At 69.8% G+C, this 23,237-nt stretch carries 24 protein-coding genes; 12 read left to right on the forward strand and 12 right to left on the reverse strand.

All coding sequences use genetic code 11. The features are described from left to right. Nucleotides 1–95: 95 nt before the first annotated feature. On the reverse strand, nt 96–641 hold the full coding sequence (locus tag DDV73_RS24400) for a hypothetical protein (protein WP_109509885.1): 546 nt from the start codon (nt 639–641) through the stop codon (nt 96–98). A 184-nt stretch (nt 642–825) separates the two neighbouring features. Between DDV73_RS24400 and DDV73_RS24405 the strand changes: the two genes are divergently transcribed. Continuing rightward, nucleotides 826–1,968: an endonuclease gene (locus DDV73_RS24405; RefSeq protein WP_109509886.1), complete on the forward strand. Its 1,143-nt coding sequence runs from the start codon at nt 826–828 to the stop codon at nt 1,966–1,968. Nucleotides 1,969–1,971: 3 nt separating this feature from the next. Here DDV73_RS24405 and DDV73_RS24410 read toward each other — a convergent pair whose 3' ends face one another. Both DDV73_RS24410 and DDV73_RS24415 read right to left on the reverse strand, forming a co-directional pair. Next, entirely contained in the window at nt 1,972–2,538 is a 567-nt protein-coding gene (locus DDV73_RS24410; protein ID WP_109509887.1) for a dihydrofolate reductase family protein, read from the reverse strand. Further along, nucleotides 2,535–3,497, reverse strand: a complete 963-nt coding sequence (locus tag DDV73_RS24415; protein ID WP_109509888.1) for a helix-turn-helix transcriptional regulator — start codon at nt 3,495–3,497, stop codon at nt 2,535–2,537. The genes DDV73_RS24410 and DDV73_RS24415 overlap by 4 nt, the downstream gene beginning before the upstream one ends. Before the next feature lie 73 nt (nt 3,498–3,570). Here DDV73_RS24415 and DDV73_RS24420 point away from each other — a divergent pair, with 73 nt between their 5' ends. Next, nucleotides 3,571–4,416 (forward strand): GNAT family N-acetyltransferase, encoded by an 846-nt coding sequence (locus tag DDV73_RS24420; protein WP_109509889.1) that lies wholly within the window; start codon nt 3,571–3,573, stop codon nt 4,414–4,416. 4 nt (nt 4,417–4,420) lie between these two features. Here the strand turns inward: DDV73_RS24420 and DDV73_RS24425 are convergent, their stop codons facing one another. Next, the gene (locus DDV73_RS24425) at nt 4,421–5,398 is read right to left on the reverse strand and encodes a hypothetical protein (RefSeq protein ID WP_109509890.1); all 978 of its coding nucleotides are present in this window, start codon (nt 5,396–5,398) and stop codon (nt 4,421–4,423) included. An 88-nt stretch (nt 5,399–5,486) separates the two neighbouring features. Between DDV73_RS24425 and DDV73_RS24430 the strand changes: the two genes are divergently transcribed. Beyond that, on the forward strand, nt 5,487–5,852 hold the full coding sequence (locus DDV73_RS24430; RefSeq protein ID WP_109510004.1) for a DoxX family protein: 366 nt from the start codon (nt 5,487–5,489) through the stop codon (nt 5,850–5,852). Between the two features lie 4 nt (nt 5,853–5,856). Beyond that, entirely contained in the window at nt 5,857–6,633 is a 777-nt protein-coding gene (locus tag DDV73_RS24435; RefSeq protein WP_109509891.1) for a DUF2071 domain-containing protein, read from the forward strand. Between the two features lie 15 nt (nt 6,634–6,648). Here the strand turns inward: DDV73_RS24435 and DDV73_RS24440 are convergent, their stop codons facing one another. The 5 genes from DDV73_RS24440 to DDV73_RS24460 form a co-directional block, all read right to left on the reverse strand. Then, entirely contained in the window at nt 6,649–7,635 is a 987-nt protein-coding gene (locus tag DDV73_RS24440) for a hypothetical protein (protein ID WP_154402894.1), read from the reverse strand. A gap of 311 nt (nt 7,636–7,946) precedes the next feature. After that, complete coding sequence (locus DDV73_RS24445) at nt 7,947–8,930, reverse strand: hypothetical protein (RefSeq protein ID WP_154402895.1); 984 nt, start codon at nt 8,928–8,930, stop codon at nt 7,947–7,949. Nucleotides 8,931–8,972: 42 nt separating this feature from the next. Then, a complete protein-coding gene (locus DDV73_RS24450; protein ID WP_109509894.1) occupies nt 8,973–9,986 on the reverse strand; it encodes a hypothetical protein in 1,014 nt (337 codons plus the stop codon). 101 nt (nt 9,987–10,087) lie between these two features. Beyond that, complete coding sequence (locus tag DDV73_RS24455) at nt 10,088–11,071, reverse strand: hypothetical protein (protein WP_109509895.1); 984 nt, start codon at nt 11,069–11,071, stop codon at nt 10,088–10,090. A 138-nt stretch (nt 11,072–11,209) separates the two neighbouring features. Further along, nucleotides 11,210–12,181, reverse strand: coding sequence for a WD40 repeat domain-containing protein (locus DDV73_RS24460; protein ID WP_109509896.1), 972 nt, complete (start codon nt 12,179–12,181; stop codon nt 11,210–11,212). Nucleotides 12,182–12,331: 150 nt separating this feature from the next. Here DDV73_RS24460 and DDV73_RS24465 point away from each other — a divergent pair, with 150 nt between their 5' ends. The 4 genes from DDV73_RS24465 (at nt 12,332) to DDV73_RS24480 (ending at nt 17,621) form a co-directional block, all read left to right on the forward strand. Continuing rightward, complete coding sequence (locus tag DDV73_RS24465; protein ID WP_240617456.1) at nt 12,332–14,146, forward strand: proline--tRNA ligase; 1,815 nt, start codon at nt 12,332–12,334, stop codon at nt 14,144–14,146. Between the two features lie 37 nt (nt 14,147–14,183). Continuing rightward, on the forward strand, nt 14,184–14,804 hold the full coding sequence (locus DDV73_RS24470) for a DUF4291 domain-containing protein (protein WP_109509898.1): 621 nt from the start codon (nt 14,184–14,186) through the stop codon (nt 14,802–14,804). Nucleotides 14,805–14,876: 72 nt separating this feature from the next. Further along, a complete protein-coding gene (locus DDV73_RS24475) occupies nt 14,877–15,743 on the forward strand; it encodes a hypothetical protein (protein ID WP_109509899.1) in 867 nt (288 codons plus the stop codon). Between the two features lie 66 nt (nt 15,744–15,809). After that, nucleotides 15,810–17,621 (forward strand): TIGR03767 family metallophosphoesterase, encoded by a 1,812-nt coding sequence (locus tag DDV73_RS24480; RefSeq protein ID WP_109509900.1) that lies wholly within the window; start codon nt 15,810–15,812, stop codon nt 17,619–17,621. Here DDV73_RS24480 and DDV73_RS24485 read toward each other — a convergent pair. Then, the gene (locus tag DDV73_RS24485) at nt 17,618–18,532 is read right to left on the reverse strand and encodes a site-2 protease family protein (protein ID WP_109509901.1); all 915 of its coding nucleotides are present in this window, start codon (nt 18,530–18,532) and stop codon (nt 17,618–17,620) included. The two genes, DDV73_RS24480 and DDV73_RS24485, sit on opposite strands and share 4 nt — an antisense overlap. Before the next feature lie 40 nt (nt 18,533–18,572). On the opposite strand from DDV73_RS24485, the gene DDV73_RS24490 reads away from it, so the two are divergent. Next, the gene (locus DDV73_RS24490; RefSeq protein WP_109509902.1) at nt 18,573–19,274 is read left to right on the forward strand and encodes an HAD family hydrolase; all 702 of its coding nucleotides are present in this window, start codon (nt 18,573–18,575) and stop codon (nt 19,272–19,274) included. A 119-nt stretch (nt 19,275–19,393) separates the two neighbouring features. Continuing rightward, complete coding sequence (locus DDV73_RS24495) at nt 19,394–20,344, forward strand: zinc metalloprotease (RefSeq protein ID WP_240617457.1); 951 nt, start codon at nt 19,394–19,396, stop codon at nt 20,342–20,344. A 305-nt stretch (nt 20,345–20,649) separates the two neighbouring features. Here DDV73_RS24495 and DDV73_RS24500 read toward each other — a convergent pair whose 3' ends face one another. Beyond that, on the reverse strand, nt 20,650–21,084 hold the full coding sequence (locus tag DDV73_RS24500) for a DUF4439 domain-containing protein (protein ID WP_109509904.1): 435 nt from the start codon (nt 21,082–21,084) through the stop codon (nt 20,650–20,652). Then, nucleotides 21,081–21,617: a hypothetical protein gene (locus DDV73_RS29390; protein WP_240617458.1), complete on the reverse strand. Its 537-nt coding sequence runs from the start codon at nt 21,615–21,617 to the stop codon at nt 21,081–21,083. Before DDV73_RS29390 ends, DDV73_RS24500 begins: the two co-directional genes overlap by 4 nt. Before the next feature lie 112 nt (nt 21,618–21,729). Between DDV73_RS29390 and rimP the strand changes: the two genes are divergently transcribed. Together rimP and nusA are read left to right on the forward strand one after the other, a co-directional pair. Then, nucleotides 21,730–22,245 (forward strand): ribosome maturation factor RimP, encoded by a 516-nt coding sequence (rimP, locus tag DDV73_RS29395; protein ID WP_420818488.1) that lies wholly within the window; start codon nt 21,730–21,732, stop codon nt 22,243–22,245. Next, complete coding sequence (gene nusA / locus DDV73_RS24515) at nt 22,245–23,225, forward strand: transcription termination factor NusA (RefSeq protein WP_109509907.1); 981 nt, start codon at nt 22,245–22,247, stop codon at nt 23,223–23,225. Before rimP ends, nusA begins: the two co-directional genes overlap by 1 nt. Nucleotides 23,226–23,237 lie beyond the last annotated feature (12 nt).

Below are 23,237 nucleotides of genomic sequence, written 5' to 3' on the forward strand. Positions count from 1 at the left end.
GGGACCGGTTGGCAGAACTTCCCAGACCCCACGACCACACCCTGAGGCCCGCGCCTGCTACTCACTCGCCAACTGGTCCGATGATCAGCGCATCCCTAGGTGCCGGTGGGCGCGGTGAACACCGCGACGCTGGTGACCGGAGCGAAGCACTCGATACCGGTCTTCTTGATCACCGGCTTCACCACCAGCTTGCCGGCGGCGCGCTCGAGGGTGATGTCGTGGGGTACGTCGCAGCCGATGGCCACCACGGCCGCGAACAGGCCCTCGTCGGGAGCGGGCCGCACCCCCTTGACGGTGCTCCGCACCTCCTGAGGGAGCTCGGGACCGTTGAGCTTCGCCACGAAGGCGTCGACCTTGCCCGCGCCGCCGAGCTGGGTCGGCGTGGTGGTCACGGTGCCACCGCCCTCTGTGGCGGAGACGATCTCGACCAGCTCGAAGTCCACCGGACCGTCCTGGCCGGCATCGGACGTCGCGGCGTCGGTCGGGTCGGTGGTGTCCGGGCTGCCGGGGCTGGACGACGTACTCGGGGTGCTCGACGGCTCGTTGGCGGTGGTCGGCTCCTCCTCGCCGCAGCCGGCCAGCGCCAGCACCAGGAGTCCGGCGGCGAGCGTGGTCAGGGTCTTCCGAGAGTTCGTTCGCATGAGGGTCCGACGCCTTCCGGCTGCGCGTGGTTCCCGCCGCTCGCGGGCTCGGGCCGAAACTGTAGACCACTCCACTCGCCAAGGAAGTCGGCCGTCGTACCGCCGGTGAATGCTCCGCGAACACCGTGGCCGACACCGGCCGTGCCTCTGCCATCCTTTACCTTTTCGGTGGATCGTGGTTGGTATGACCTCGACTCTCGGAACACGCAGGATCACCGTCCTCTTCGTCGCGTTCCTGGTGGCCGTCACCCTCGCCCCACCGGCCACCCAGTCGGCCGGAGCGGCCACCCCGATCACCGTCGGCCAGGCCATCGCGACCCAGAACGGCTCGACCGCGACCGTGCGCGGGTACGTCGTCGGCCAGCCGACCGCCACCAACACGGTGGTGACCAGCAACTACCCCAACGACTACGCGCTCGCGCTCGCCGCGTCCGCCTCGGAGACCAGCACCTCGCGGATGCTCTACGTGCAGATCCCGGACCAGTTCCGCGCGTCGTTCGGGCTGCGGACCAACCCCAGCCTGCGCGGCAAGCAGATCGACGTGACCGGCCAGCTCACGGCGTACTTCTCCCACGCCGGGCTCAAGAACGGCACGGCGTTCACAGTCGTCGGCAGCACGCCGCCGACCGATCCGCCGGGCGACCCGGGTGACTACTACGCGGACGCCGAGGGCAAGACCGGGCCCGCGCTGCGGGCCGCGCTGCACGAGATCATCGACGATCACACCCGGCTCAGCTACGACCAGGTGTGGAACGCGCTCAAGGCGACCGACCAGGACCCCGCCAACAGCAACAACGTGATCGAGCTCTACACCGGGCGGTCGATCAGCAAGTCCAGCAACGGCGGCGGCTCCGGCCAGTGGAACCGCGAGCACGTCTGGGCGCAGTCCCACGGCGACCTCGGTACGTCGGCAGGTCCGGGTACCGACATCCACCATCTCCGCCCGGAGGACGTCGGCGTCAACTCGGTCCGCGGCAACAAGGACTTCGACAACGGCGGCTCTCCGGTGAGCGGCTGCACCGACTGCTTCACCGACGGCGACTCGTTCGAGCCGCGGGACGCGGTCAAGGGCGACGTGGCCCGGATGATCCTCTACATGTCGATCCGCTACGAAGGCGATGACTCCTGGCCCGACCTGGAGCCGAACCAGTCGACCAGCAACGGCTCCGCGCCGTACATGGGCAAGCTGTCGACGCTCCTCGCCTGGCACGCCGCCGACCCGGTCAGTGCCACCGAGCAGCGCCGCAACGAGATCATCTTCACCACCTACCAGCACAACCGGAACCCGTTCATCGACCACCCGGAGTGGGCGGAGTCGATCTGGTAGGCGTTACTCGACCGACGATTCGGGCTTCACGACCCGGTAGCGACCGCAGGCGAACGCGCCGTTCCGATGGACCTCGACCGTCTCCAGGTCGAGGCGGCGGGGGAGCAGCGGGGCGCCGGCGCCGAGCATCACCGGCGCGAAGCACGCGATCACCTCGTCGAGCAGGCCGTGGTCGGCGAACTGGCCGGCCAGGTCGCCGCCACCGACGATCCACACGTTGCGGCCGTCGGCGGCCTTGACCATCGCGTCGTGCACGGCCGGCACGTCGTCACCGGTGAAGGTGATGTCCGCGCCCGGGACGACCCGTGGCTCGCGGTGGGTGAAGACCCAGGTCGGGACGTCGTAGACCCACTTCCACTCCTCGACCGGCTTCTCCTTGAACTCGTGGTCGAGGACCCAGTCGTAGGTCGACCTGCCCATCGCCAGCGCGCCGACCTCGGCGTAGAAGTCGTCGTAGTTCAGGGCGCCCTTGCGGTCCTGCTCCTGGCGGAACAGCCACTCGAGGGAGTGGTTCTCGTCCGCGATGAAGCCGTCCAGGCTGGTCGCTGTGTAGAACTGGGTCAGGGTCATGAGCCGTTCCTTCCGGGGTCGGTTGTGGCGGGCTGCGCACGCTCGCGCAGCCACATGATCGGGTCGCCGTGGTCGGCCTTGACGCCGACGCTGCGGAGCAGCTGGCGGACCACCTGACGGCGGTACGCCGAGTACGTCAGCACGTGGCTGACCACGCTGCCGATCACGAAGCTCTCCGGCGGGTCGCACAGGGCGTCGATCAGGATGTCGCCCCACCGGCCCTCGTCCTCGAACCGCTGGACGGCGGCCAGCCACCGCGGCGCCACGGCCTCGTGGCGGGTCACCAGGGTGCCGAGGTCGCGCCCACCGCGGTTCGGCAGGTCGGCGCCGTCGATTGCGGCCAGCCAGACCTCCTTGGTCCAGATCAGCTTCTCCAGGATCGCGGCGATCGACTCCTCCGGACCGTCCCAGCCGAGCACCTCGTGGCGGGGCATCAGGGTCCGGTCGTAGTCCTTGGTGGCGACCTTGCCGGCGAGCTCGAGCAGCGCGCGGGTGTCGTCGACGTCGTGGTGGACGAGTTGGGTGGTGGGGTCCATCGGAGCCTCCTGGGCGGGCGTGGTCGTGGTGTCGACCCACAGCGAGGTCGGCGGGTGGAAGTGGATGCCGTTGGGCGCGTCCAGCCAGCGCTGCGGATGCGCGCGGGCCGCGCTCGGCGGGTGTCCGAATGCGCGCGAGTAGGCACGGGAGAAGCCCTCGACCGACTCGTACCCCTCGGTCAGCGCCACCTCGGTCACCTGCTCGCCGTTGCGCAGCCGCCAGCCGGCGCGCTCCAGGATCACCCGGCGCCGCAGCGCCACCGGCGACTCGTAGGTCCCGCGGCGGAACTCCCTGCTGAAGTGGTACGGCGAGCTGTAGGCCCGGCGCGCCATCTGGTCGCGGTCACCGGCCTCCTCGTCGAGCACGGCATCCAGCAGCTCGCGCAGCCGGTCGCGGGGCATCCCGGCGGTCGGTCCAGTCATGGACCCAGTCTCGCGCCGTCCACCGACATCACGCTTGACCGTTCGTGCTGACCCAACGAGTTAGGCTCCGATCGTGCTCACCACCCGGCACGGAATCCGCCTGCTCGGCGCGTCCGACCTGCCCGAGTTCTTGGCGCTCGCCGCCGTGGACCCGGTGGTCAACGTGTTCGCCGACTACCGGGCCCGGACCACCAACCTCGACCCGCGCTGGCTGGGCGGCGAGATGTGGGGCCGGTTCACCGACGGCCGGATGACCGCCGCCTGCCACGTCGGCGCGAACCTGGTGCCGGTGCAGGCCGACCGCGAGGCCGTGGTGGCGTTCGCCGAGCGGGCGCTGGCCCGGGGTCGGGTGTCGGCCACCATCGTCGGGCTGCACGACGCCGTCGAGACCTTCTGGCAGGTCGCGGCGCAGGAGTGGGGGCGGCCCCGCGAGCTCCGGTGGCAGCAACGCCACCTCGAGCTCGCCGGCAAGCCCACGCTGGAGCCGGACCCGCTGGTACGGCGCACCACCCGCGAGGATCTGGAGCGGCTCTACCCGGCGTGCGTGGCGATGTACACCGAGGAGGTCGGCGTCTCGCCCGAGGACGGCGGCGGCGCGGACCTCTACCGGGCCCGGGTCAGCCAGCTGATCGCGCGCGGCTGGTCCTTCGCGAGGTTCGAGGGCGGCCGGGTGGTGTTCAAGGCCGAGGTCGCCTGCGTGTCGCCGTACGCCGCGCAGGTGCAGGGCGTCTACGTGCCGCCGGACCGGCGCGGCGAGGGGATCGGCTCGCGCGGGATGGCCGCGGTCGCGGCGTACGTCATCAAGGATGTGGCGCCCGTCGCCTCGCTCTACGTCAACGAATGGAACCTGGCCGCTCGCCGCTCCTACGAGCGGGTCGGCTTCCGGGAGACCGCGCGGTTCTCCACGATCATGTTCTGACCGGTCACCATCTCGTGAGCGCTGAGGCGCGGTGGCAGCTTAGCCGGACGCAGCGGACCTCGGCCGCCCATCGCCGGCCCCAGACCTCCAGCAGCAGTGACCGCTCGGTGTCGAAGCGGACCTTGCTGAAGAAGTTTGCGCGGTACCGGACCAGGGTCCGGCCGTCGGCAGCGCGGAGGATGACCTGGTCCTGCCCCTGGTTCAGGTCGGCCGGCAGCGTGGCGAACCGCTCGCCGTCGGGCGAGACCGCCACCGCCGTCTCGCGACACGAGCGCCAGAGCACGACCGACGGCGCGGTGAGCTTGCTCAGCGCCGAGCACCAGTTCCCGTCGGTCTCGTAGACGAGGCGGTTGGCCGGGATATCGGCGTACAGCGCGGACGCTCGCTTGACGACGGTGATGGTGTCGCGATCGACGTCCCACCAGAACGTCCGGCCGTTCCGGCCCAGATCGTCGGTGAGCAGCACCCGCCTGCCGAAGTCCAGGCTGAAGACGGCGGACCGGAAGAACCGGCTGGCGACCCGAGCGCCGGTCCGCGCGTCGATCACCTGGGCGGTGCTGCCGTCGGAGTCGATCGGCTCGAACATGCCAACCCGCCGGCCGTCGTTGGACAGCTGGATGTAGCTCGACGGGTGCCGGTCCAGCACCTTCCACCGGCCGTCGCGCCCGACCCGGACCAACGTGCGGGCTTCGGACTTCGACTCGGTCCGGACGATGTACGCCGTACCGGACCGGCCGTAGAGCTCCACGTCCTCGGCCCGGACCGGGATCCGCCGGGAGCCGTCCACGATCGTCTTGCCGTCCAGGTAGGGAATCCGAGCGTTCCCGCCGCGGTCCAGCTCGGCTGGGGCCAGGAAGAGGGTCGGCACGTCGTCGACCGACGCGACGGCGGTGGTGCCAGCGGTGCCGCTGGCGCTCAACAGGGGTGCGGCAAGCGCGAGGCCGGCCATGGCAAACAGTGACTTGGCGAGTGGCATCCGCATTCGAGGTCTCCTGGGTTCCGAGGGCGTCCGTCGTACTCACGACGCAAAAGCCGCGCCGGTGGTTGCATCGGCCGGTAGCGTCCTCGGTGTGAGCACACCCAAGGATGTCCTCGGCCTGGCCGGTCTCCTCGCCACCTCCGGGGTGGTGCACCTGGTCAAGCCCTCGGTCTACGAGCCGATGATGCCGAAGCTGATCCCGGCGCACCGCGAGTTGATCCTGGTGTCCGGCGTCGCCGAGCTGGCGCTGGCCGCTGGGCTGCTGTACCCGCGGACCCGCAAGGCCGCCGGCTGGGGGAGTGCGGCGCTGCTGCTCGCTGTCTACCCGGCGAACCTCAAGATGGCCAAGGACGCCGCCGGGTCGAGCAACAAGACCTTCAAGGGCATCGCCATCGGCCGGCTGCCGCTGCAGCTGCCGCTGATCCGGACCGCGCTCAAGGCCGCTCGTACCCCGTGATCCGGTGACGTTCGACGGTACGACGCGCCCGCCGCTGCGCTGGCACCACTCCACGACCGAGCTGGACGACTTCGCGATCATCACCTACCGGGTCACGGCCGAGGCGGTCGCGCGGCACCTACCGGAGGGCTTCGAGCCGGAGGAGTTCGCGTTCGAGGACGGTACGACGGGCGCGCTGGTGTCGGCGGTCGTGTTCCGCGACCGCGACTACCACTTCCGGTTCTTCCGCCCGGTCTCGATCACCTGTGGGCAGATCAACTACCGCACCTACGTCCGCGCGCACGGCGAGCCCGGCGTCTGGTTCTTCGGCACCAGCCTCGACCATCCGCTGGTGGTGGTCCCGAAGCTGCTGTGGCAGATGCCGTGGCGGCGCAGCCGGATCAGCATCGCCGGCGTCTGGGATGGCACACCAGCCCATTGGCAGATGACCGCCGTGGACGCCTCGGACGAGAGCCACTGCGAGCTGGTCGAGCAACCGGGACCGCTGGGCCCGCTGGACGGCTTCCTGGAGGTCGCCGACGTGCTCCGCACGCTCACCCACCCGACCGCCGGCTGGTACCGGCGCCGCGACGGCGACGTCGGCAGCTACACGATCTGGCACCCAGTGATGGACGCGCGCCGGTTCCGCGTCGAGGCGGCCCGGTTCACGTTCCTGGAGCGGCTCGGGCTGATCACCGCCGACGCCGTCCCGCACTCGGCACTCGCCCAGCAGACCATCCACTTCGACGTACACACGCCGCCAAGACGTCAGGCGCGCCCGACCCGAGCCACGCGCCCCTGACGTCCGACAAGGCTGTTAGCTGCCGACCGGCCTGAGCGCTGAGGCCCGGTTGCAGCGGGTCCCGGTGCACCGGGTCAGGGCGGTCCAGCGACTGCCGTTGGTTTCCATCAGGAGCGCGCGATTGGTCTCCCATGTGAAGCCAGAGAAGCCGTGGTGTGCGGTGAACGTGTGCAGCGCCCGGCCGGATCCATTGCGCACCGTCACCGGGCTCGTGCCCTGGCCCGGGTCGAGGGTGAGATCGGTCGCCAGCCGGCTCGCGTCCGGCGAGATCGCCGTGATCCTGTACCGGCAGGAGCGCCAGATCGGCTTGCTCGGCGCCGAGATCCGGGTGAGCACCGAGCACCCGTTGCCTTCGTGCGCTGTGCCGCCGGTGTAGTAGGCCAGCCGGTCGGCCTTGAAGTCGGCGAGGTAGCCGAACTTGGCCTTGACCATGCGCCGGGTGTTGGTGCGGGTGTTCCAGAGGACCGTGCGGTCGGGGAACTTGATCGTCAGCAGCAGCCGGTTGCCGTCGTAGTCGAGCTTCTCGCGGACCAGACCCGTGAACCTGGCGGTGCGCACGGAGGTGCCGCTCCGGGTATCGATGAGCCTGAGCAGCGTGCGCTGACTGGTCTGGCTGTCGGTGACGGCGACACGCGTGCCGCTGGTGTTGAGCTTCGCGCTCCAGGTCTTCTCGCCGCGCAGCAGGACCTTCGCCGGCTGGCCGACGCCGACCCGCAGCGGGCGCAGGTTGGCACCGCTCCCGGCGCTCGCCTGCACGACGTACGACGCCGGGCCGGCCTTGCCGAGGAGGCGCACCACTTGGGCGTTCACCACGATTCGCCGGTCGCCGTCGACGACCGTGTTGCCTTGGACGTGCGGGATTCTAGGATCTGGCCCTCGCTTGATCGCGGCGGGCTTGAGGTTCTTCGTGGGCTCCGCGTGAGCCGCCGGCAGAGCGCCGGACGGCAGAACGGTCGCTGCTACTGCGGTGGCGGCCATGATGGCCAGAAATGCTCGTCTCATCTTTCTTCCCCCATTGAGTGTTGTGAGCAACGTGCTGACCTGCTAGACGCAGGGAGGGCGTCGCTAGTGGGCATCTCCGGAAGTTCGTCGGGGTCTGAGCGGCCAGGGCACGCACATCGCTGCGTTGTCGTCGGTCGTCGGGCCACCGGCCCGCCTCCCTCCGACGCCTTGCGCTGCACGCACCCTGACCACTCATACCCTCGAAGAACTTCCGGGAGATACCCACTAGTTGCGTAAAGAACGCGATTCGGCCAGAAGAGAAATACAACCGCGACCGGCCGAGGCCGGTCGCGGTTGGCGGTGCGCGTGATTCATTCAGGCCACTCGGTCGGGGTCAAGGCGGATGCCCGGTTGCAGCTGGTCGCCGTACACCGAATGGTGGCGGTCTTGTAGGGACCGCGCGTCAGCATCAGCAGCGCTCGGTTGGTCTCCCAGGCGACCGGGCCGAATCCCGCGGGCCGGCCCTCGAGCGACTGGACCCGGAAGTGCGCCAGGGCTCGTCCGTTGCCGGTGCGGATGGTCATCCGGTTCGTCCCTTCCCCAGCCGGGCTGCCGGTGGCAATTCGAGACCCGTCCGGAGAGATGGCACGTACCTCGTGGTCGCCGCACGTGCGCCAGATCGGCTTGCGGGGTGCGGAGATCGCGGCCAACACCGTGCAGTCTCCGTCCGGTCCAAAGGTGGTGTAGGCGAGGCGGTTGGTCCTGGTGTCGGCGAAGTACGTGTTCTTCGCGACGATCCGCTGGGTGACGTTGGTGCGGTGGTTCCACCAGAAGGTCCGGACGGTCCGGTTCGGAAAGCCGGTGAGGATCAGTCGGTCGCCGAAGTCCAGCAGCTGCGCTGAGAAGTTGAAGCGCCGCTTGCGGAGCAGGTCGCCGGTCTTGGCACTGAACACTTTCACGGTGGTGCCGGTGTGGTCGCCGACCGGCTCCACGGCCACCCGGCTGCCGTCGCTGGAGAGCACCGCGGTGGCGAGGTTGCTGCTCGGGACCAGTACCCGCACGCCGTGGGGCGTCACCCGCAGGACCCGCTGGGCCTGGGAGCCGAACGCCCAGACGACGTACGCCGTCGGGGCGACCTTGCCGAGCAGCACAGCCCCCTGGGCGCGGACCTTGATCCGGCGCGACCCGTCGACCACGGTGGTCCCCTCCATGTGCGGGATGCGGACATCGGGGCCGCGCTCGATCCGGCCGGGCGAGAGCGTGGTGGTGGGCGCGGCGGCATTGGCGGCCGGCAGTAGCGCGAGTGGTACGGCGAGAGCAACGGCCGCTCCGCACGCCATCATCAGTCGTTTCATTTGTGAGTCCCCCAGTCGGTTCGGTGTGATGTTCCGGCTTCTCTACGCATGCACGCCGCGACCGGTTGCATCGCTCCTGAAACTCGCCTGGCTAGGGCTGAGCTTGGAGGCCCGATTGCAGGCGGTCGGCGTACACCGGATGGTCGCGGCCCGGGTCCGGCCGTGGGTCTCCATGAGCAGCGCTCGGTTGGTCTCCCACTGGACGCGTCCGAATGCCTCGGCGCGATACGTGGCGAGCAGCCTGCCAGCGCCGGTGCGCACGTGCGTCACTCCCGCGTCCGGGTGGTCCTCGATGATGGTGTCGGTGGCGAGCCGGGAGGCATCCGGGGAGATCGCCGCCACCCGCTCTCGGCATGAGCGCCAGATCCGTGTCGACGGCGACGAGAGCTTGCTCAACACCGAGCAGCCGCCCTCGAACGGGTCCGCGGTGTGGAACGCCAGCCGGTTGGCCCGGGCGTCGGCTAGGTAGGCGACCTTCTTGATGAGTGTCGTCCGTGTGTTGGCGGTGGGGTTCCACCACAGCGTCCGGCCGCCGGGTCCGCGCAACTGGGACAGCAGCACGCGGCCTCCGGTGAACTCCAGAAGACTCACGGTGCCTGCGAACCAACCTCGGTGCAGGACAGCGCCGGTCTTCGCGCTGATCACGCGGACCGTGCTGGAGCGGCCGTTGCCCGAGTGAGCCACAGAGGCGATCCGCTTGCCGTCGGCCGAGAGCTCGGTCTCCCAGGCATGTTCGCCGCGGGCCAGCACCTTCCTTGCGCGAGTGCTCACCCGCAGCAGCCGCACGTTGCTACCGTCGTCGTTCGAGGCATGGACGATGTAGGAGTCGGTCCCGGACTTGCCGACCAGCGCGACGAAGTCGGCGTTCACCCTGATCCGGCGCGACCCGTCGACGACGGTCGTGCCGTCCACGTGCGGGATCTTCGGGTTGGGCCCGCGTTCGATCTGAGCCGGACGCAGGGTCGTGGTGGGTGCGGTAGCAGTCGCCGCGGTCAGCAAGGTCAGTGGTGCGAGCAGCGTGGCCGCAGCGACTCCGGCCGTGAGCAGGGTTTTCATGGTTCCCCTTGGTGGCTGGTTGGTACAGATCAGATGCAGTCCATGGGCGAGAAGTTTCGCCCCGGCCGACCAAAGATGGGCTGGGGGCGGACACGGATTGGTTACGGCCAGACCGTGCGGGTCAGCTTGCTCGCGCGGTTGCAGGACGACGCCGTACACCGGATCGTGGCGGTCCAGTGCTCACCGTGGGTGACCACGAGAATGGTTCGGTTGTCCTCCCATTCGGACAGGTCGAACCAGCCGTCCACGGTGAAGGTCCGAAGCGCGCGGCCGGTGCCCGTGCGCATGGTGATTGCCCGGGAACCTAGCCCGTCGTCGAGGAGGCCGACGGTCATCAGCCGGCTCCAGTCGGGTGAAGCGGGCTCGATCCGGTCTCGGCAGGAGCGCCAGATCCGGTCAGCGGGCCGGGAGATCCGGGTCAGCACTGAGCAGCCGCCCTGGTACGGGTCCTTGGAGTAGAACGCCACCCGGTTGGCGGACAGGTCGCCGGTGTAGGCGTCCTTGAACACCACGGTTCGATTGGTGCCACCCAGCCGCCAGATAAGCGTGCGGGGTCCGTTGTTGCCCCACACCGTCGCCAGCAGGCGGCGTCCGTCGACATCGTGCAGGCTGGTCCAGCCGGAGAACGAGCGCTGGTACTGAAGTCCGCCCGTCACCGCGCTGAGCACCTTCACAGTGGACTTCCGCCGCCCCTCGGCGGAAAGGTAGGCGATCCGGGCGCCGTCATCGGCGACCAGGACGGTGCTCAGCGCTCGGAGATCGGCCCGCAGCAGGACCCTGGTCGTGCCGTCGGCAGCGACCCGCAGCAGCCGCCGGTTCTCGCCGCTCGCCGAAGAGGCGCCGACGATGTACGCCGACGGGCCGGCGGTGCCGTGCAGGCCGATCCGGCCTGCATTGACCTTGATCCGGCGGTCGCCGTCGATGATCGTGGTGCCCTTGACGTACGGAACCTGGGGGTTGGGTCCGCGCTTGATCTCGGCCGGGCGGAGCGGTGTGGTCGGCTCGGCCTGGGCTGATGCCGCGGCTGCGCCGAGCGGGACGAGCAGGGCCGCCGTTGCAGTGACGACCGCGAGAAGTCGGTTCATGGTGATCTCCTGGTGAGGTGCGGATCTGGCGTGCCGTTCGCGCCTACACATCGGATGCTCCAACCGCGCCACTTGTTGTCGCGAGGAGACGACGAAAAGCCGGGGCGGCAAGGCCGCCCCGGCGTTCCTGGTTCGGTGCTACGGCTGGACGGTGCGGGTCAGCTTGGTGGCCCGGTTGACGGTGGTGGCCGTCGCCCGGACGGTGGCGGTCCAGGTCTGGCCGTGAGTCTCGAGTAGCAGCGCCCGGTTGGTCTCCCACTCGATCGCGCCGAACCAGGACGTCTTGTAGGTCACCAGCGCGCGGCCGGCACCGGTGCGCATGGTGACCCGCCGCGGGCCGAGGCCGTCGGACAAAATGTCGATCGTCGCGAGACGCGAGGCGTCGGGCGAGATCGCGGCGACCCGGTCCGTGCAGGAGCGCCAGATCGGCGTGGTCGGCGCGGTGATCCGGGTCAGCACCGAGCAGCCGTCCTCGAACGGGTCTGCGGTGTAGAAGGCCAGCCGATTGCTCTTGAAGCTGCCTTCGTAGCCGGTCTTGTTGTTGATGGTCTTGCGGGTGTTGGTCTTGTAGTTCCACACGAACGTGCGCGCCGGTCCCCAGCTCGACAGCAGCACCCGGTCGCCGGCGAAGTCCAGCTTGTTGACCGAGCCCTGGAAGGTGCCGGTCCGCTGGGTCGTGCCGGTGCTGGTGCTGATCACCTTGATCGTGGTCCGGGCACCGCTCTCGCGGGTGGTCAGCGCGACCCGGGTGCCGTTGCCGCTGAGCACGGCCTCGTAGGTCTGGTCGCCGCGGGCGAGCACCTTTGCGGGCTGGCCGGCGCGGACCCGGAGCAGCCGCGCGTTGCCGCCGTCCCTGCCTGCGGCAACGACGATGTACGACGCGGTGCCGGCCTTGCCGAGCAGCTGCACCTGGGCGGCGTTGACCTTCACCTTGCGGGTGCCGTCGACGACGGTGCTGCCGTCGACGTACGGGATCTTCGGGTTCGGGCCGCGGTCGATCTGGTTCGGCGCGAGGTTCTTCGTGGGCTCGGCGTGGGCCGCTGCCGGCAGCATCGCGAGTGGTACGGCGATGGCGGCGGTGGCGGCGCAGGCGGTGAGCAGTCGCTTCATGGTTCCCCCAAAGTCGGGTGTCGGTGTGTCTGTCCGAGTCCAAGACGCAAACCGGTGCCGGCTGGTTGCATCGATTCCGAAGTTATCTGGCGCGACAACACACCTAATCCGTTTGGTCCCGGAACCACCCCCGGAAGTAGCCTTGCGCGCATGACTCTCAGCACCGGGACCGGACGCTCAGGCAGCACTGGGCGGGTCCTGCGCATGTCCCAGCTCTTCGTCCGCACGCTTCGCGACGACCCGGCCGACGCGGAGGTGCCCAGCCACAAGCTGCTGGTGCGCGCGGGCTACATCCGCCGCAACGCCCCGGGCATCTACACCTGGCTGCCGCTGGGCCTGCGCGTGTTGCGCAAGATCGAGAACATCGTTCGCGACGAGATGGACGCGATCGGCGCCCAGGAGCTCTCCTTCCCGGCGCTGCTGCCGAAGGAGCCCTACGAGGCCACCAACCGGTGGACCGAGTACGGCGACAACATCTTCCGGCTCAAGGACCGCAAGGACGCGGAGTACCTCCTCGGCCCGACCCACGAGGAGATGTTCACGCTGGTCGTGAAGGACCTGTACTCGTCGTACAAGGACCTGCCGCTGACGATCTACCAGATCCAGACCAAGTACCGCGACGAGGCGCGGCCCCGCGCGGGCATCCTGCGCGGGCGCGAGTTCGTGATGAAGGACTCCTACTCCTTCGACGTCGACGACGCCGGCCTGGACGCGAGCTACCAGGCCCACCGCGACGCCTACATCCGGATCTTCGACAAGCTCGGCTTCGACTACGTCATCGTCAAGGCCACGTCCGGGGCGATGGGCGGGTCCAAGTCCGAGGAGTTCCTGGCGACCGCCGCCGTCGGCGAGGACACCTACGTCCGCTGCAGCAACTGTGACTACGCCGCCAACGTCGAGGCGGTCGCGGTCCGGCCGCCCGACGCCGTTCCGTACGACGACGCTCCCGCCGCGCATGCCGAGGAGACCCCGGACACGCCGACCATCGAGACGCTGGTCGACCACCTCAACGAGAAGTTCCCGCGCGCGGACCGGCCCTGGGCGGCCGGCGACACGCTCAAGAACGTACTGGTCGTGCTCAAGCACCCCGACGGCACCCGCGAGCCGCTCGCGATCGGCGTACCCGGCGACCGCGAGGTCGACCAGAAGCGCCTCGAGGGCCAGCTGGAGCCGATCGAGGTCGAGGCCATGGACGACGTCGAGTTCAAGAAGCACTCGGCGCTGGTCAAGGGCTACATCGGCCCCGGCGCGCTGGGCGAGAAGTCGGACTCCCAGATCCGCTACCTGGTCGACCCGCGCGTGGTCGAGGGCACCCGCTGGGTGACCGGCGCGGACGTTCCCGGATCGCATGTCCTCGACCTGGTCGTGGGCCGCGACTTCACGCCGGACGGCACCATCGAGGCGGCCGAGGTCCGCGAGGGCGACGCCTGCCCCAACTGCGACTCCGGGACCCTCCACGCCGCCCGCGGCATCGAGATGGGCCACATCTTCCAGCTCGGTCGCAAGTACGCCGACGCGCTGGGCCTGCAGGTCCTCGACGTCAACGGCAAGCTGGTGACGGTCACGATGGGCTCCTACGGCATCGGCCCGTCCCGCGCCGTCGCCGCGATCGCCGAGAACACCCTCGACGAGCGCGGCCTGTGCTGGCCGCGCGACGTTGCCCCGGCGGACATCCACCTGGTCGCGGCCGGCAAGGACCCGGCGGTCTTCGAGGCGGCCGACAAGCTGGCCACCGACCTGGCGGCAGCCGGCATCGACGTGATCTACGACGACCGCGCCGGCAAGATCAGCCCGGGAGTGAAGTTCAAGGACGCCGAGCTGATCGGCGTACCCACCAGAGTCACGGTCGGCAAGGGGCTTGTCGACGGCAACGTCGAGGTCAAGGACCGGCGTACCGGTGAGGCCACCGACGTCGCCGTGGCCGACGCCGTCACCCACCTGGTCGGTCTGGTCCGCAGAAACTAATTGGTCCATTTGACAATAAAGTCGGTACGGTGTCGGCATGAATGAGAATCCGACACCGTACCGGCAGGTGCGGGCCGACTTCGATGATCGGCACCTCACCGTCTATCAGGCCTACTCGCCACACATCGCCGGGCCGGCGGAGGCCGCCGGGCGCTTCGTGCCGCCGTTCAAGCTCGACCGCATGACCTGGATCAAGCCGTCCTTCCTGTGGATGATGTACCGCTGCGGCTGGGCGACCAAGCCGGGGCAGGAGCGGGTGCTCGCGATCCGCCTGGAGCGCGCGGGCTTCGAGGCGTTGCTGGGCGAAGCCTGGCTGAGCCACGTCGACCCGGGTCTCCATGCATCGCACGATGACTGGGCCGCCGGCCTGCAAGACCACGACGTCCGCATCCAGTGGGACCCGGAGCGGGACCTGCACCACCAGCCGCTGGACCACCGGTCCATCCAGATCGGCCTCGGCGGCAGCGCCGCGCGCCGTTGGCACGACTCGATCGTCGGCCTGAAGGACATCACCGACCTGGCCCGCCGCGTCCAGAGACTTGCCGCGGCCGCTGACGTCGCCGGCGCTACCGAGCTGCTGCCCGTCGAGCGGCCCTACCCGGTGCCGGACCACCTGGCGGCCGCGTTGGGCATGAGCGCCCACAGTACCGAAGAGTAGGTCGGTTTCAGGCCGCCGGAACCGTCGTACTCTTCGGTACGGCAGGCGCGCGGTCTCCGATAGGTTCACCGCATGTCTTCGACCGGCGAGTCCGAGCCCACCCGCAGCCGTCCGCCGCACCCGAACCCGCCGCCGGCCGGACCGCCGGCCGGGCCGCCGCAGGGCTCGGAGCCGACCCGCGTCCAGCCGGCGGGACCTCCGCCCGGCCAGCAGCAGCCGGGCCAGCCGCCGGCGCCGTACCAACCGCCCGCCGGGCTGGCCTACGGTCCGCCCGCCGGTGGCCAGCCGCCTCGCCGTACCGGCGGCAAGGGGTGGCTCTGGGCGCTCGGCGGATTCCTGGTCGCGTCGCTGGTGTGGGGGGCGGTCCTGGGTGCGCTGCTGCTCACCGGCGTCCTCGGCGGCAGCGTCAGCCTCGGCGACTACGAGTACACCGACGACCTCTGCAAGGCGGTCGACCTGAAGCCGCTCGAGGAGTCCGGGTTCACCGTCTCCGAGGCCTCCGGCACGAGCGAGAACCCGACGAGCCGGGGCACCGAGCACGACGCGATCGACTCGATGTCGTGCTTCACCTCGCTGACCGGGGAGGGCTCGGTCTCCGGCTATCACTACACCTGGGCCGACCTGCACAAGGAGACCGACCCGGAGCCGGAGTTCGAGTCTCGCTACCTCGCCTACAACGGGTACGACGAGACCGATGGCGTCGACTACACCGTCGAGGAGCTGTCCGACCTGGGCGACCAGGCATTCCTGGTCACCCAGACCTCGGACGGCGAGTACGCCGGCGGTGAGGTCGTCCTCGGCATCCTCGACGGTGGGCTGACCTACCAGGCCACGTGGAACGCCTACTCCAGCACGGATGCCGCCGACCTCGACGGCGACGAGATCGCCGACCAGCTGCGCGAGGTCGCGGAGGGCACGCTCGACGACCTGGAGGACTAGAACACCTGGTCAATCGGCCGCGCACGCGGCAGGCTGCCACTCTGAGGATTTCCAGGGGAGGCAGAGATGAAGGACGAGGAAGCAGAATCAGACGGCGCGCTCAGCCGGCGTACGTTGTTGGGCGCCGGTGCCGGCGCCGCAGGAGCGGCGTTCTTGGCGTCGACCGCGTCAGGGGCGCCGGCCGAGTCGGCCACGGCATCCGCGACGGCCAAGGCCAAGCATGCGGCCCGCGGCACCACCACGTTGCGCCGGACGATCGTGTACGGCGAGCCTGGCGCCGGTGGCTACCGGCTGCTGAACAGCGGACCGGGCGAGCCGTACCTGGTCCGCGACGACCTGTCGGGCCGGGCGGACACGGGGCGCAGTCACCGTCGCCGGACCCTGGTCGCGTTCGGCCACCTGACCGACCAGCACATCATCGACGCCCAGTCGCCGGCCCGTACCGAGTTCCTCGACCGCCTCGACGATCCCGGCTCACCGTTCGCGGGCCTGGGGCTCAGCGGCGCCTACCGGGCCCAGGAGATGCTGTCGGCCCAGGTCGCGGAGTCCATGGTCCAGGCGATGAACCGGGTACGGCGTGGCCCGGCGACCGGTGCTCCTCTGCGCTTCACGATGTGCACCGGCGACAACGTCGACAACATGCAGTACAACGAGCTGCGCTGGCAGATCGACCTGCTCGACGGCGTGCGGATCCGCCCGGACTCCGGTGACCTGACCAAGTGGGAGGGCGTGGCCGACTGGGAGTCGTACGACGTCCACTACTGGCATCCGGACGGCACTCCTCCCGGACAGGCCGACGACCTCAGACGCGCGAACTCGGGCTTCCCAACCGTGCCCGGACTGCTCGACGCGGCCCGGCGACCGTTCCGGGCGACCGGCCTGCGGACACCCTGGCTGAGCACGTTCGGCAACCACGACGGCCTGGTTCAGGGCACGGTCGCGGCCTCCGACCTGACCGACGCCATCGCCACCGGCAACATCAAGATCACCGATCTGCCTCCGGGCGTCGACCTGATCGCGCTGCTCCTCGGAATCCTGGCCGGCGATCCTGCTGCGATTCAGCTGCTTTTCTCGGGACCTCGGCGCATTGTCACTGCCGACCCGGCCCGCCGCCAGCTGAGCCGGGCCGAGACCATCGCGGAGCACTTCCGGACCAGTGGGTGGCCCCGTGGTCACGGCTACACCCGCCAGAACCTGCGTACCGGTAACGCCTACTACGCCTTCGACCAGGGCCAGGTGCGCTGCCTGGTGCTGGACAGCGTCAACCAGAACGGCGGCTCCGACGGTTCGCTCGACTCCGACCAGCTCACCTGGCTGACGGACGAGCTCACCGCCGGCAGCCGCCACCACCTCGACGAGACCGGCAAGCTCGTGCGCGGTGGGCGGCACGACAGGCTGTTCGTTCTGTTCAGCCACCACACCATCGGCACCATGACCAACAACACCGGTCCCGGCCGGGTGCTCGGCCCGCAGCTCCGGGACCTGCTCCTGCGGTTCCCGAACGTGGTGCTCTGGGTCAACGGCCACACCCACCGCAACAACGTCACCCCATTCCGGCGGCCCGCCGGGTCACCGGTCCCGGGTGGGTTCTGGGAGGTCAACACCGCGGCCCACATCGACTGGCCGCAGCAGGCGCGGGTCGTCGAGCTCGTCGACAACCGGGACGGCACCCTGTCGGTGTTCGGCACCATCGTCGACCACGCTGCGCCGCTGCGGCCCGGGCGGCATCCCCGAAGCCCGCTCGAGCTCGCGGCGCTGTCTCGGGAGCTGAGCGTCAACGACTGGCAACACCGCGTGCCATCTCGGGATGCTCGAGGCGGGATCGAGGACCGCAACGTCGAGCTCCTCATCCCGGCCCCGTTCGCCTCACGGTTCTAGAACCACTCCCGCCAGAACCGGAAGAGCACGTCGCCGAAGTAGACGCCATTGACGGGTGCGTCAGTGGCGTCTACCGGCCACTGCACGACGTCGGAGAAGAGGTCGCGCAGCGGTGGCATCGTGAGCAGGGCGAACACGATCAGGATCCCGAACGGGTGCAGGGGAGCCAGGGCGGTGCGGACGCCGTCGGGCAGCCAGGGCTCCAGCGCGCCGTACCCGTCCAGGCCGGGCACCGGGATCAGGTTGAGGACCACGGTCGCCACCTGCAGGAAGGCGAGGAAGGTCAGGGCCGCCCAGAACGGCGCGTGCGGCTCGTCGGTGCTGGTGATCCAGTCGGGCCCGAGAACGGCGACCACGGCGAGGAGGACGACGGCGAGCACGGCGTTGGTCGCCGGGCCGGCCAGCGACACCATCGAGGCGCGCAGCCTGCTACGGAGCCGGTGCTGGTGGACCAGCACCGCGCCGCCGGGCAGCGGCAGGCCGCCGTACGCCAGCATCACCAGCGGCAGCACGAAGGTCAGGATCGGGTGGCCGTACTTCAGCGGGTTGAGCTCGAGGTAGCCGCGCTCGGCGATCGAGTCGTCACCGCCGCGGTGCGCGACCCAGGCGTGCGCGAACTCGTGCAGGCACAGCGTCACCAGCCAGCCCGCGAGCACGAACACGAAGACGAACGGCTGCGCCGGCCCGACGTCCAGCCAGAGCACGGCCGCGCAGACGAGGGTGGCCGCCAGCAGGGCGAGGAAGATCCAGGAGACCCGGGGCGCCCGGGGGAGCCGGCCGCGGGCACTGCTGAGCCGGCGGCGTCGCTCGTGCGCCCGGCGCCGGCTGCTGAACTCCCGCTCGGTCTCGCGCATCCGGCGCTGCCACTCGGGGTCGGCCGAGAGTCGTCCCAACGGGTCTTCGTCGCTCACCCTTGCAGGTTATCCGGCCGGCCCGCCCTAAAATCCGCTCATGGGAATGGACGCGGTGATCTTCGACTGGGGCGGCACCCTCACGCCGTGGCACACCGTCGACTTCGATGACGAGGCGCGGGCGCTGGCGGAGGCGGCGGTGGAGCACGACCTGCCGCCCGAGGAGGTCGTGGCCAAGCTCCGCGACGCTAACCAGACCGTCTGGGGCCGATCTCGCGACCACCACCAGAGCGCCACCGTGGCCGACCTGTTCAACGAGGCCGGGATCGGCCACGACATCGACCTGCTCACGGCGTACCGGGAGTTCTGGCGCCCGCACACCGAGACCGACCCCGAAGCCGTACCGCTGTTCACCGAGCTCCGCGAGCGTGGGATCAAGGTCGGCATCCTGTCCAACACGATCTGGCCGCGCGGCTGGCACCGGGAGATCTTCGAGCGCGACGGCCTGCTGGACCTGATCGACGGCGACGTCTACACCAGCGAGTTGCCCTGGACCAAGCCGTCCGAGCGCGCCTTCCGGGCCGCGATGGACGCCGTCGGCGCCACCGACCCGGCGCGCTGCGCGTTCGTCGGCGACCGTCTGTACGACGACATCTGGGGCGCTCACAACGCCGGCCTGAGGGCCATCCACGTCCCGCACAGCGACATCCCGCCGGAGCAGATCGGGCACTCCGAGGGCGAGCCGGACGCGGTCGCCCACCGGCTTCTGGACGTCGGCGCGATCGTGGCCGGCTGGAGCTGACCAGGATCCAGCGCTTTGCCTGGATCCACGCTTGACCCTGTTCTTTCCGTGACGGGTGATGCACGATCCTCCGTCAACGGCACCCACCGCCAGGGGTGCCCACTCGGAAGGACTGGATCATGCGTCTCAAGCAGCTTCGAATGGCCGGCGCCGCGGCAGCCCTGGTCACGGTCGGGATGGTCGCGAGCGGGCTCAGCGCGCAGGCGCAGCCGGGTCCTGACAGCCTCGGCTCCGGTGGTACGGACTTCTTCGACTGCATCGTGCCGGAGGCCGGCGGCGACGCGGCCGACGCACGGGGCGGCCACGGCGGGCTCGACCACCCGCATGTCAGCCGCGCCGAGCAGGCCGCGATCGAGAAGCAGACCAAGGCCCTGCTGGACAGGAAGGGGCTCTCGCTGAGTGAGGCCGCGGCCGCCTCCGCCACCATCCCCACCTACGTCCACGTGATGGCCGCCGCGAACGGCGACGGCGACGTCACCGACGCCCAGATCGCCGACCAGATCGACGTACTCAACAACACCTTCGCGGGCGGCGAGTCGGGCGATGCCGCCAACACCGGCTTCACCTTCTCTCTGGCCGGGGTGGACCGCTTCTTCAACGACACCTGGCACGTCGACGGCAACAGCTCGAAGTACCGGGCGCAGACCCGCCAGGGCGGCACGAACGCGCTGAACATCTGGCTGGTCGACTTCGAATACCTCGGTGTCGCGACCTTCCCGTGGGGCGGCAACAAGAAGATCGACGGCGTCCGGGTGCACTTCGACTCGCTCCCCGGCGGCGGCATCGCCAACTTCAACCTCGGCGAGACCGCGACCCACGAGGTCGGCCACTGGATGGGGCTCTACCACACCTTCCAGGGCGGCTGTACGGCGAAGAACGACGAGGTCGCGGACACGCCCGCGCAGAGCGGCTCGACCAGTGGCTGCCCGATCGGCCGGGACTCGTGCAACCTGCCCGGCGTGGACCCGATCCACAACTACATGGACTACAGCTACGACTCTTGCTACAACCAGTTCACCCCGGGCCAGAGTGACCGGATGGCCCAGATGTGGGCGGCGCATCGCGGCTGACCTGCGTGACCCCGGACCGCTCCCGCCCGAAGGCGGGGGCGGTCCGGTCGTTGTCGGGCATTTCCGGCACTGGCAAGAGGTGTTCGAATCCGCATCAATCTGCAGGAAGTTGCAGTGCGTGAACTCGCAGGCGAATCAGGGGTGCTTTTCGCCTCTGGCTGATGCAAGATCTTGCAACAGAAGGTCACACTCCACCTCGTGGCTGACGAAGAAAGACCGTGCCGCAAGGCACACCAAACGTGGTCACCCACGTCCGGGCTTGCCCGGCGTGGGTGACCCACCAGGGTCACGCTGACAGGCCCTGGTCAGCGGTCCGTGAGTTCGCCGACTCCGGGGAAGATCTCGGGGCTTCCTTGGAAGGCGAGTTTGCGGACCGCTGCGTTTGTTAAGGCCGACACCGCCCAGGCCCGTCGAGCGCCGGAGGTGTGGGTGACCAGGTCGGCGTACGACGCCGTACACGCCGCCTCCGCCGCGAGTGCCGCGCTGGTGATCTCATCGATCGTGACCGCCGGGTTGCTCAGCGCGTACGCCGGAGCGGCCGCGGCAGGCTGATCGCCGAGGTCTCGGATCTCGCGGGAGAGTTGGTCGCGGCGGTTGCGATGCACCAGATGACTCTCGCGGAGCCGCTCGTACAGCTGGGGGCTCGCCGACTGTGAGGTCCGGGCACCGAGGGTGCCGAAGGTCCAGACCGCGGCATGCTCGGCGGCCAGCGTCGCCTGAAGTGCTTCCAGCGGCGTCATCCGGCGGGCTCCTTGGCTTTGGGCAGGACCGAGACGTGCTGCGCGACCGAGGCGGCCATGCTGGCCAGCACCCGAGCGAACTGCCCACTGCGGGCGTTGACCGCCCAGTCCTCCAGGCGCTGGGCGAGCTTCCGCTCGCTGGTCGTCACCCGGCTCAGCGCCTCGCCGCTCGACGGCGGCGCGGTGACCGGCGCGGACGGCGAGGTGCTCGGGTCCTGGTCGGCGCCGGAGTCGGCGAGCAGCGCGTGGTGTGCCTCGTGCATGGCGACCAGTCCGGCCAGCGCCTGGGCGAGCCCGACGTGGCGGTTGGCGGCCGCTCGGACCTCGTTCAGCGTGGTCGAGATCGACCGGGCGGCCTTGCCGGCCAGGTCGGTGTCGTGCTCCTCGTCGCTGAGCAGGGCGTCGGGACCTTTGCCGGGCGCGTCGTCCTCGGGTGGGTCGAGCTCGCAGCCGGCGAGGGCCGTGGCCGCTGCCACCGTCCCGACCGCGAGCGCGGTACGCCGGGAGACCGGGTGGCGGGGGGAGTCGAGCACGTCCGGCACCCTACAACCGGGGCGCCGCGCCGCCCCAGGGCGTCGCGGTCTTTCAGCGAAGGAGCAGCCGCTAAGGTTGTATTTCGACAACAGCACAAGGAGGTCGTCACCTGTGAGCCGAGCCGCCAAGGGCGGGCAAGCCGATCCGCTGCGCGACAGCATCGACGCGGAGTTGGCCGGCCCCCTCAGTGTTCTCGACCTCGACATCGAGGCGATCGAGATCACCCCTGCCGGCAAGCGCCGGGTGCTGCGAGTCGCCGTCGACAAGGACGGCGGCGTCACCCTCGACGACGTTGCTGCCGCCACCCGTGAGGTGTCGCGGATCCTCGACGAGTCCGACGTGATGGGCGAGCAGCCGTACACCCTCGAGGTGACCTCCCGCGGCGTCGACCGCCCGCTCACCTTGCCCCGGCACTGGCGGCGCAACGCCGGCCGGCTGGTCAAGGTGTCGCTCAGCGGCGGCGGCGAGCTCAGTGGCCGGATCGGCGAGTCCGACGATGAGGGCGTGGCCCTCGAGGTCGACGGCAAGGCGCAGCGGCTGGCCTATGCCGAGGTCGGCAAGGCGAAGGTGCAGATCGAGTTCAACCGTGCCCAGGCGGATCTTGGCAAGAAAGAAGGCGACGCCTGATGGATATCGACCTCAGCATCCTGCGGATGCTCGAACGGGAGAAGGAGATCTCGTTCGACGTGCTCGTCGAGGCGATCGAGCAGGCCCTGCTTACGGCGTACCACAAGACGCCGGGGGCGCAGGACAAGGCGCGCGTCGAGCTGGACCGCAAGACCGGCCACGTGTCGGTGCTGGCCTCCGAGCTCGACGACGAGGGCAACACCGTCGCCGAGTACGACGACACTCCGGACGGCTTCGGCCGGATCGCGGCGACCACCGCCAAGCAGATCATCCTGCAGCGGCTGCGCGACGCCGAGGACGACGTCCGGTTCGGCGAGTTCTCCGGCCGTGAGGGCGACATCGTCTCCGGCGTGGTGCAGCAGGGCCGCAACCCCGACGACGTGATGGTCGACCTCGGCAAGCTGGAGGCGCTGCTGCCGCTGGGGGAGCGGGTCCCGGGTGAGAGCTACGACCACGGCTCCCGGATCAAGTGCCTGGTCGTCTCGGTCCGCAAGGGCATGCGCGGCCCGCAGATCACGCTGTCGCGATCGCACCCGAACCTGGTCAAGAAGCTGTTCGCGCTGGAGGTCCCCGAGATCGCCGATGGCACCGTCGAGATCGCGGCGATCGCCCGCGAGGCCGGGCACCGCACCAAGATCGCGGTGAAGTCCACGGTCGCCGGCGTCAACGCCAAGGGCTCCTGCATCGGCCCGATGGGCCAGCGGGTGCGCAACGTGATGTCCGAGCTGCACGGCGAGAAGATCGACATCGTCGACTGGTCCGAGGACCCGGCCGAACTCGTCGGCCACGCGCTGTCGCCGGCGCAGGTCACCTCGGTCGAGATCGTCGACGCGGCCGCCAAGTCGGCCCGGGTCGTGGTCCCCGACTTCCAGCTCTCGCTGGCGATCGGCAAGGAGGGCCAGAACGCCCGCCTCGCCGCCCGCCTCACCGGCTGGCGGATCGACATCAGATCCGACGAGGCTCCTGCGCCGCAGGAGTAGACGCAGGCTCCT

It is taken from the genome of Nocardioides speluncae, assembly GCF_003121585.1.
Lineage (GTDB): Bacteria > Actinomycetota > Actinomycetes > Propionibacteriales > Nocardioidaceae > Nocardioides > Nocardioides speluncae.

Bases quoted from the DNA above. Each gene is read 5' to 3' on its own strand.
- DDV73_RS24400 (WP_109509885.1), bottom strand. From the start codon at position 641: ATGCGAACGAACTCTCGGAAGACCCTGACCACGCTCGCCGCCGGACTC.
- DDV73_RS24405 (WP_109509886.1), top strand. From the start codon at position 826: ATGACCTCGACTCTCGGAACACGCAGGATCACCGTCCTCTTCGTCGCG.
- DDV73_RS24410 (WP_109509887.1), bottom strand. From the start codon at position 2,538: ATGACCCTGACCCAGTTCTACACAGCGACCAGCCTGGACGGCTTCATC.
- DDV73_RS24415 (WP_109509888.1), bottom strand. From the start codon at position 3,497: ATGACTGGACCGACCGCCGGGATGCCCCGCGACCGGCTGCGCGAGCTG.
- DDV73_RS24425 (WP_109509890.1), bottom strand. From the start codon at position 5,398: ATGCGGATGCCACTCGCCAAGTCACTGTTTGCCATGGCCGGCCTCGCG.
- DDV73_RS24440 (WP_154402894.1), bottom strand. From the start codon at position 7,635: ATGAGACGAGCATTTCTGGCCATCATGGCCGCCACCGCAGTAGCAGCG.
- DDV73_RS24445 (WP_154402895.1), bottom strand. From the start codon at position 8,930: ATGAAACGACTGATGATGGCGTGCGGAGCGGCCGTTGCTCTCGCCGTA.
- DDV73_RS24450 (WP_109509894.1), bottom strand. From the start codon at position 9,986: ATGAAAACCCTGCTCACGGCCGGAGTCGCTGCGGCCACGCTGCTCGCA.
- DDV73_RS24455 (WP_109509895.1), bottom strand. From the start codon at position 11,071: ATGAACCGACTTCTCGCGGTCGTCACTGCAACGGCGGCCCTGCTCGTC.
- DDV73_RS24460 (WP_109509896.1), bottom strand. From the start codon at position 12,181: ATGAAGCGACTGCTCACCGCCTGCGCCGCCACCGCCGCCATCGCCGTA.
- DDV73_RS24465 (WP_240617456.1), top strand. From the start codon at position 12,332: ATGACTCTCAGCACCGGGACCGGACGCTCAGGCAGCACTGGGCGGGTC.
- DDV73_RS24470 (WP_109509898.1), top strand. From the start codon at position 14,184: ATGAATGAGAATCCGACACCGTACCGGCAGGTGCGGGCCGACTTCGAT.
- DDV73_RS24475 (WP_109509899.1), top strand. From the start codon at position 14,877: ATGTCTTCGACCGGCGAGTCCGAGCCCACCCGCAGCCGTCCGCCGCAC.
- DDV73_RS24480 (WP_109509900.1), top strand. From the start codon at position 15,810: ATGAAGGACGAGGAAGCAGAATCAGACGGCGCGCTCAGCCGGCGTACG.
- DDV73_RS24490 (WP_109509902.1), top strand. From the start codon at position 18,573: ATGGGAATGGACGCGGTGATCTTCGACTGGGGCGGCACCCTCACGCCG.
- DDV73_RS24495 (WP_240617457.1), top strand. From the start codon at position 19,394: ATGCGTCTCAAGCAGCTTCGAATGGCCGGCGCCGCGGCAGCCCTGGTC.
- DDV73_RS24500 (WP_109509904.1), bottom strand. From the start codon at position 21,084: ATGACGCCGCTGGAAGCACTTCAGGCGACGCTGGCCGCCGAGCATGCC.
- nusA (WP_109509907.1), top strand. From the start codon at position 22,245: ATGGATATCGACCTCAGCATCCTGCGGATGCTCGAACGGGAGAAGGAG.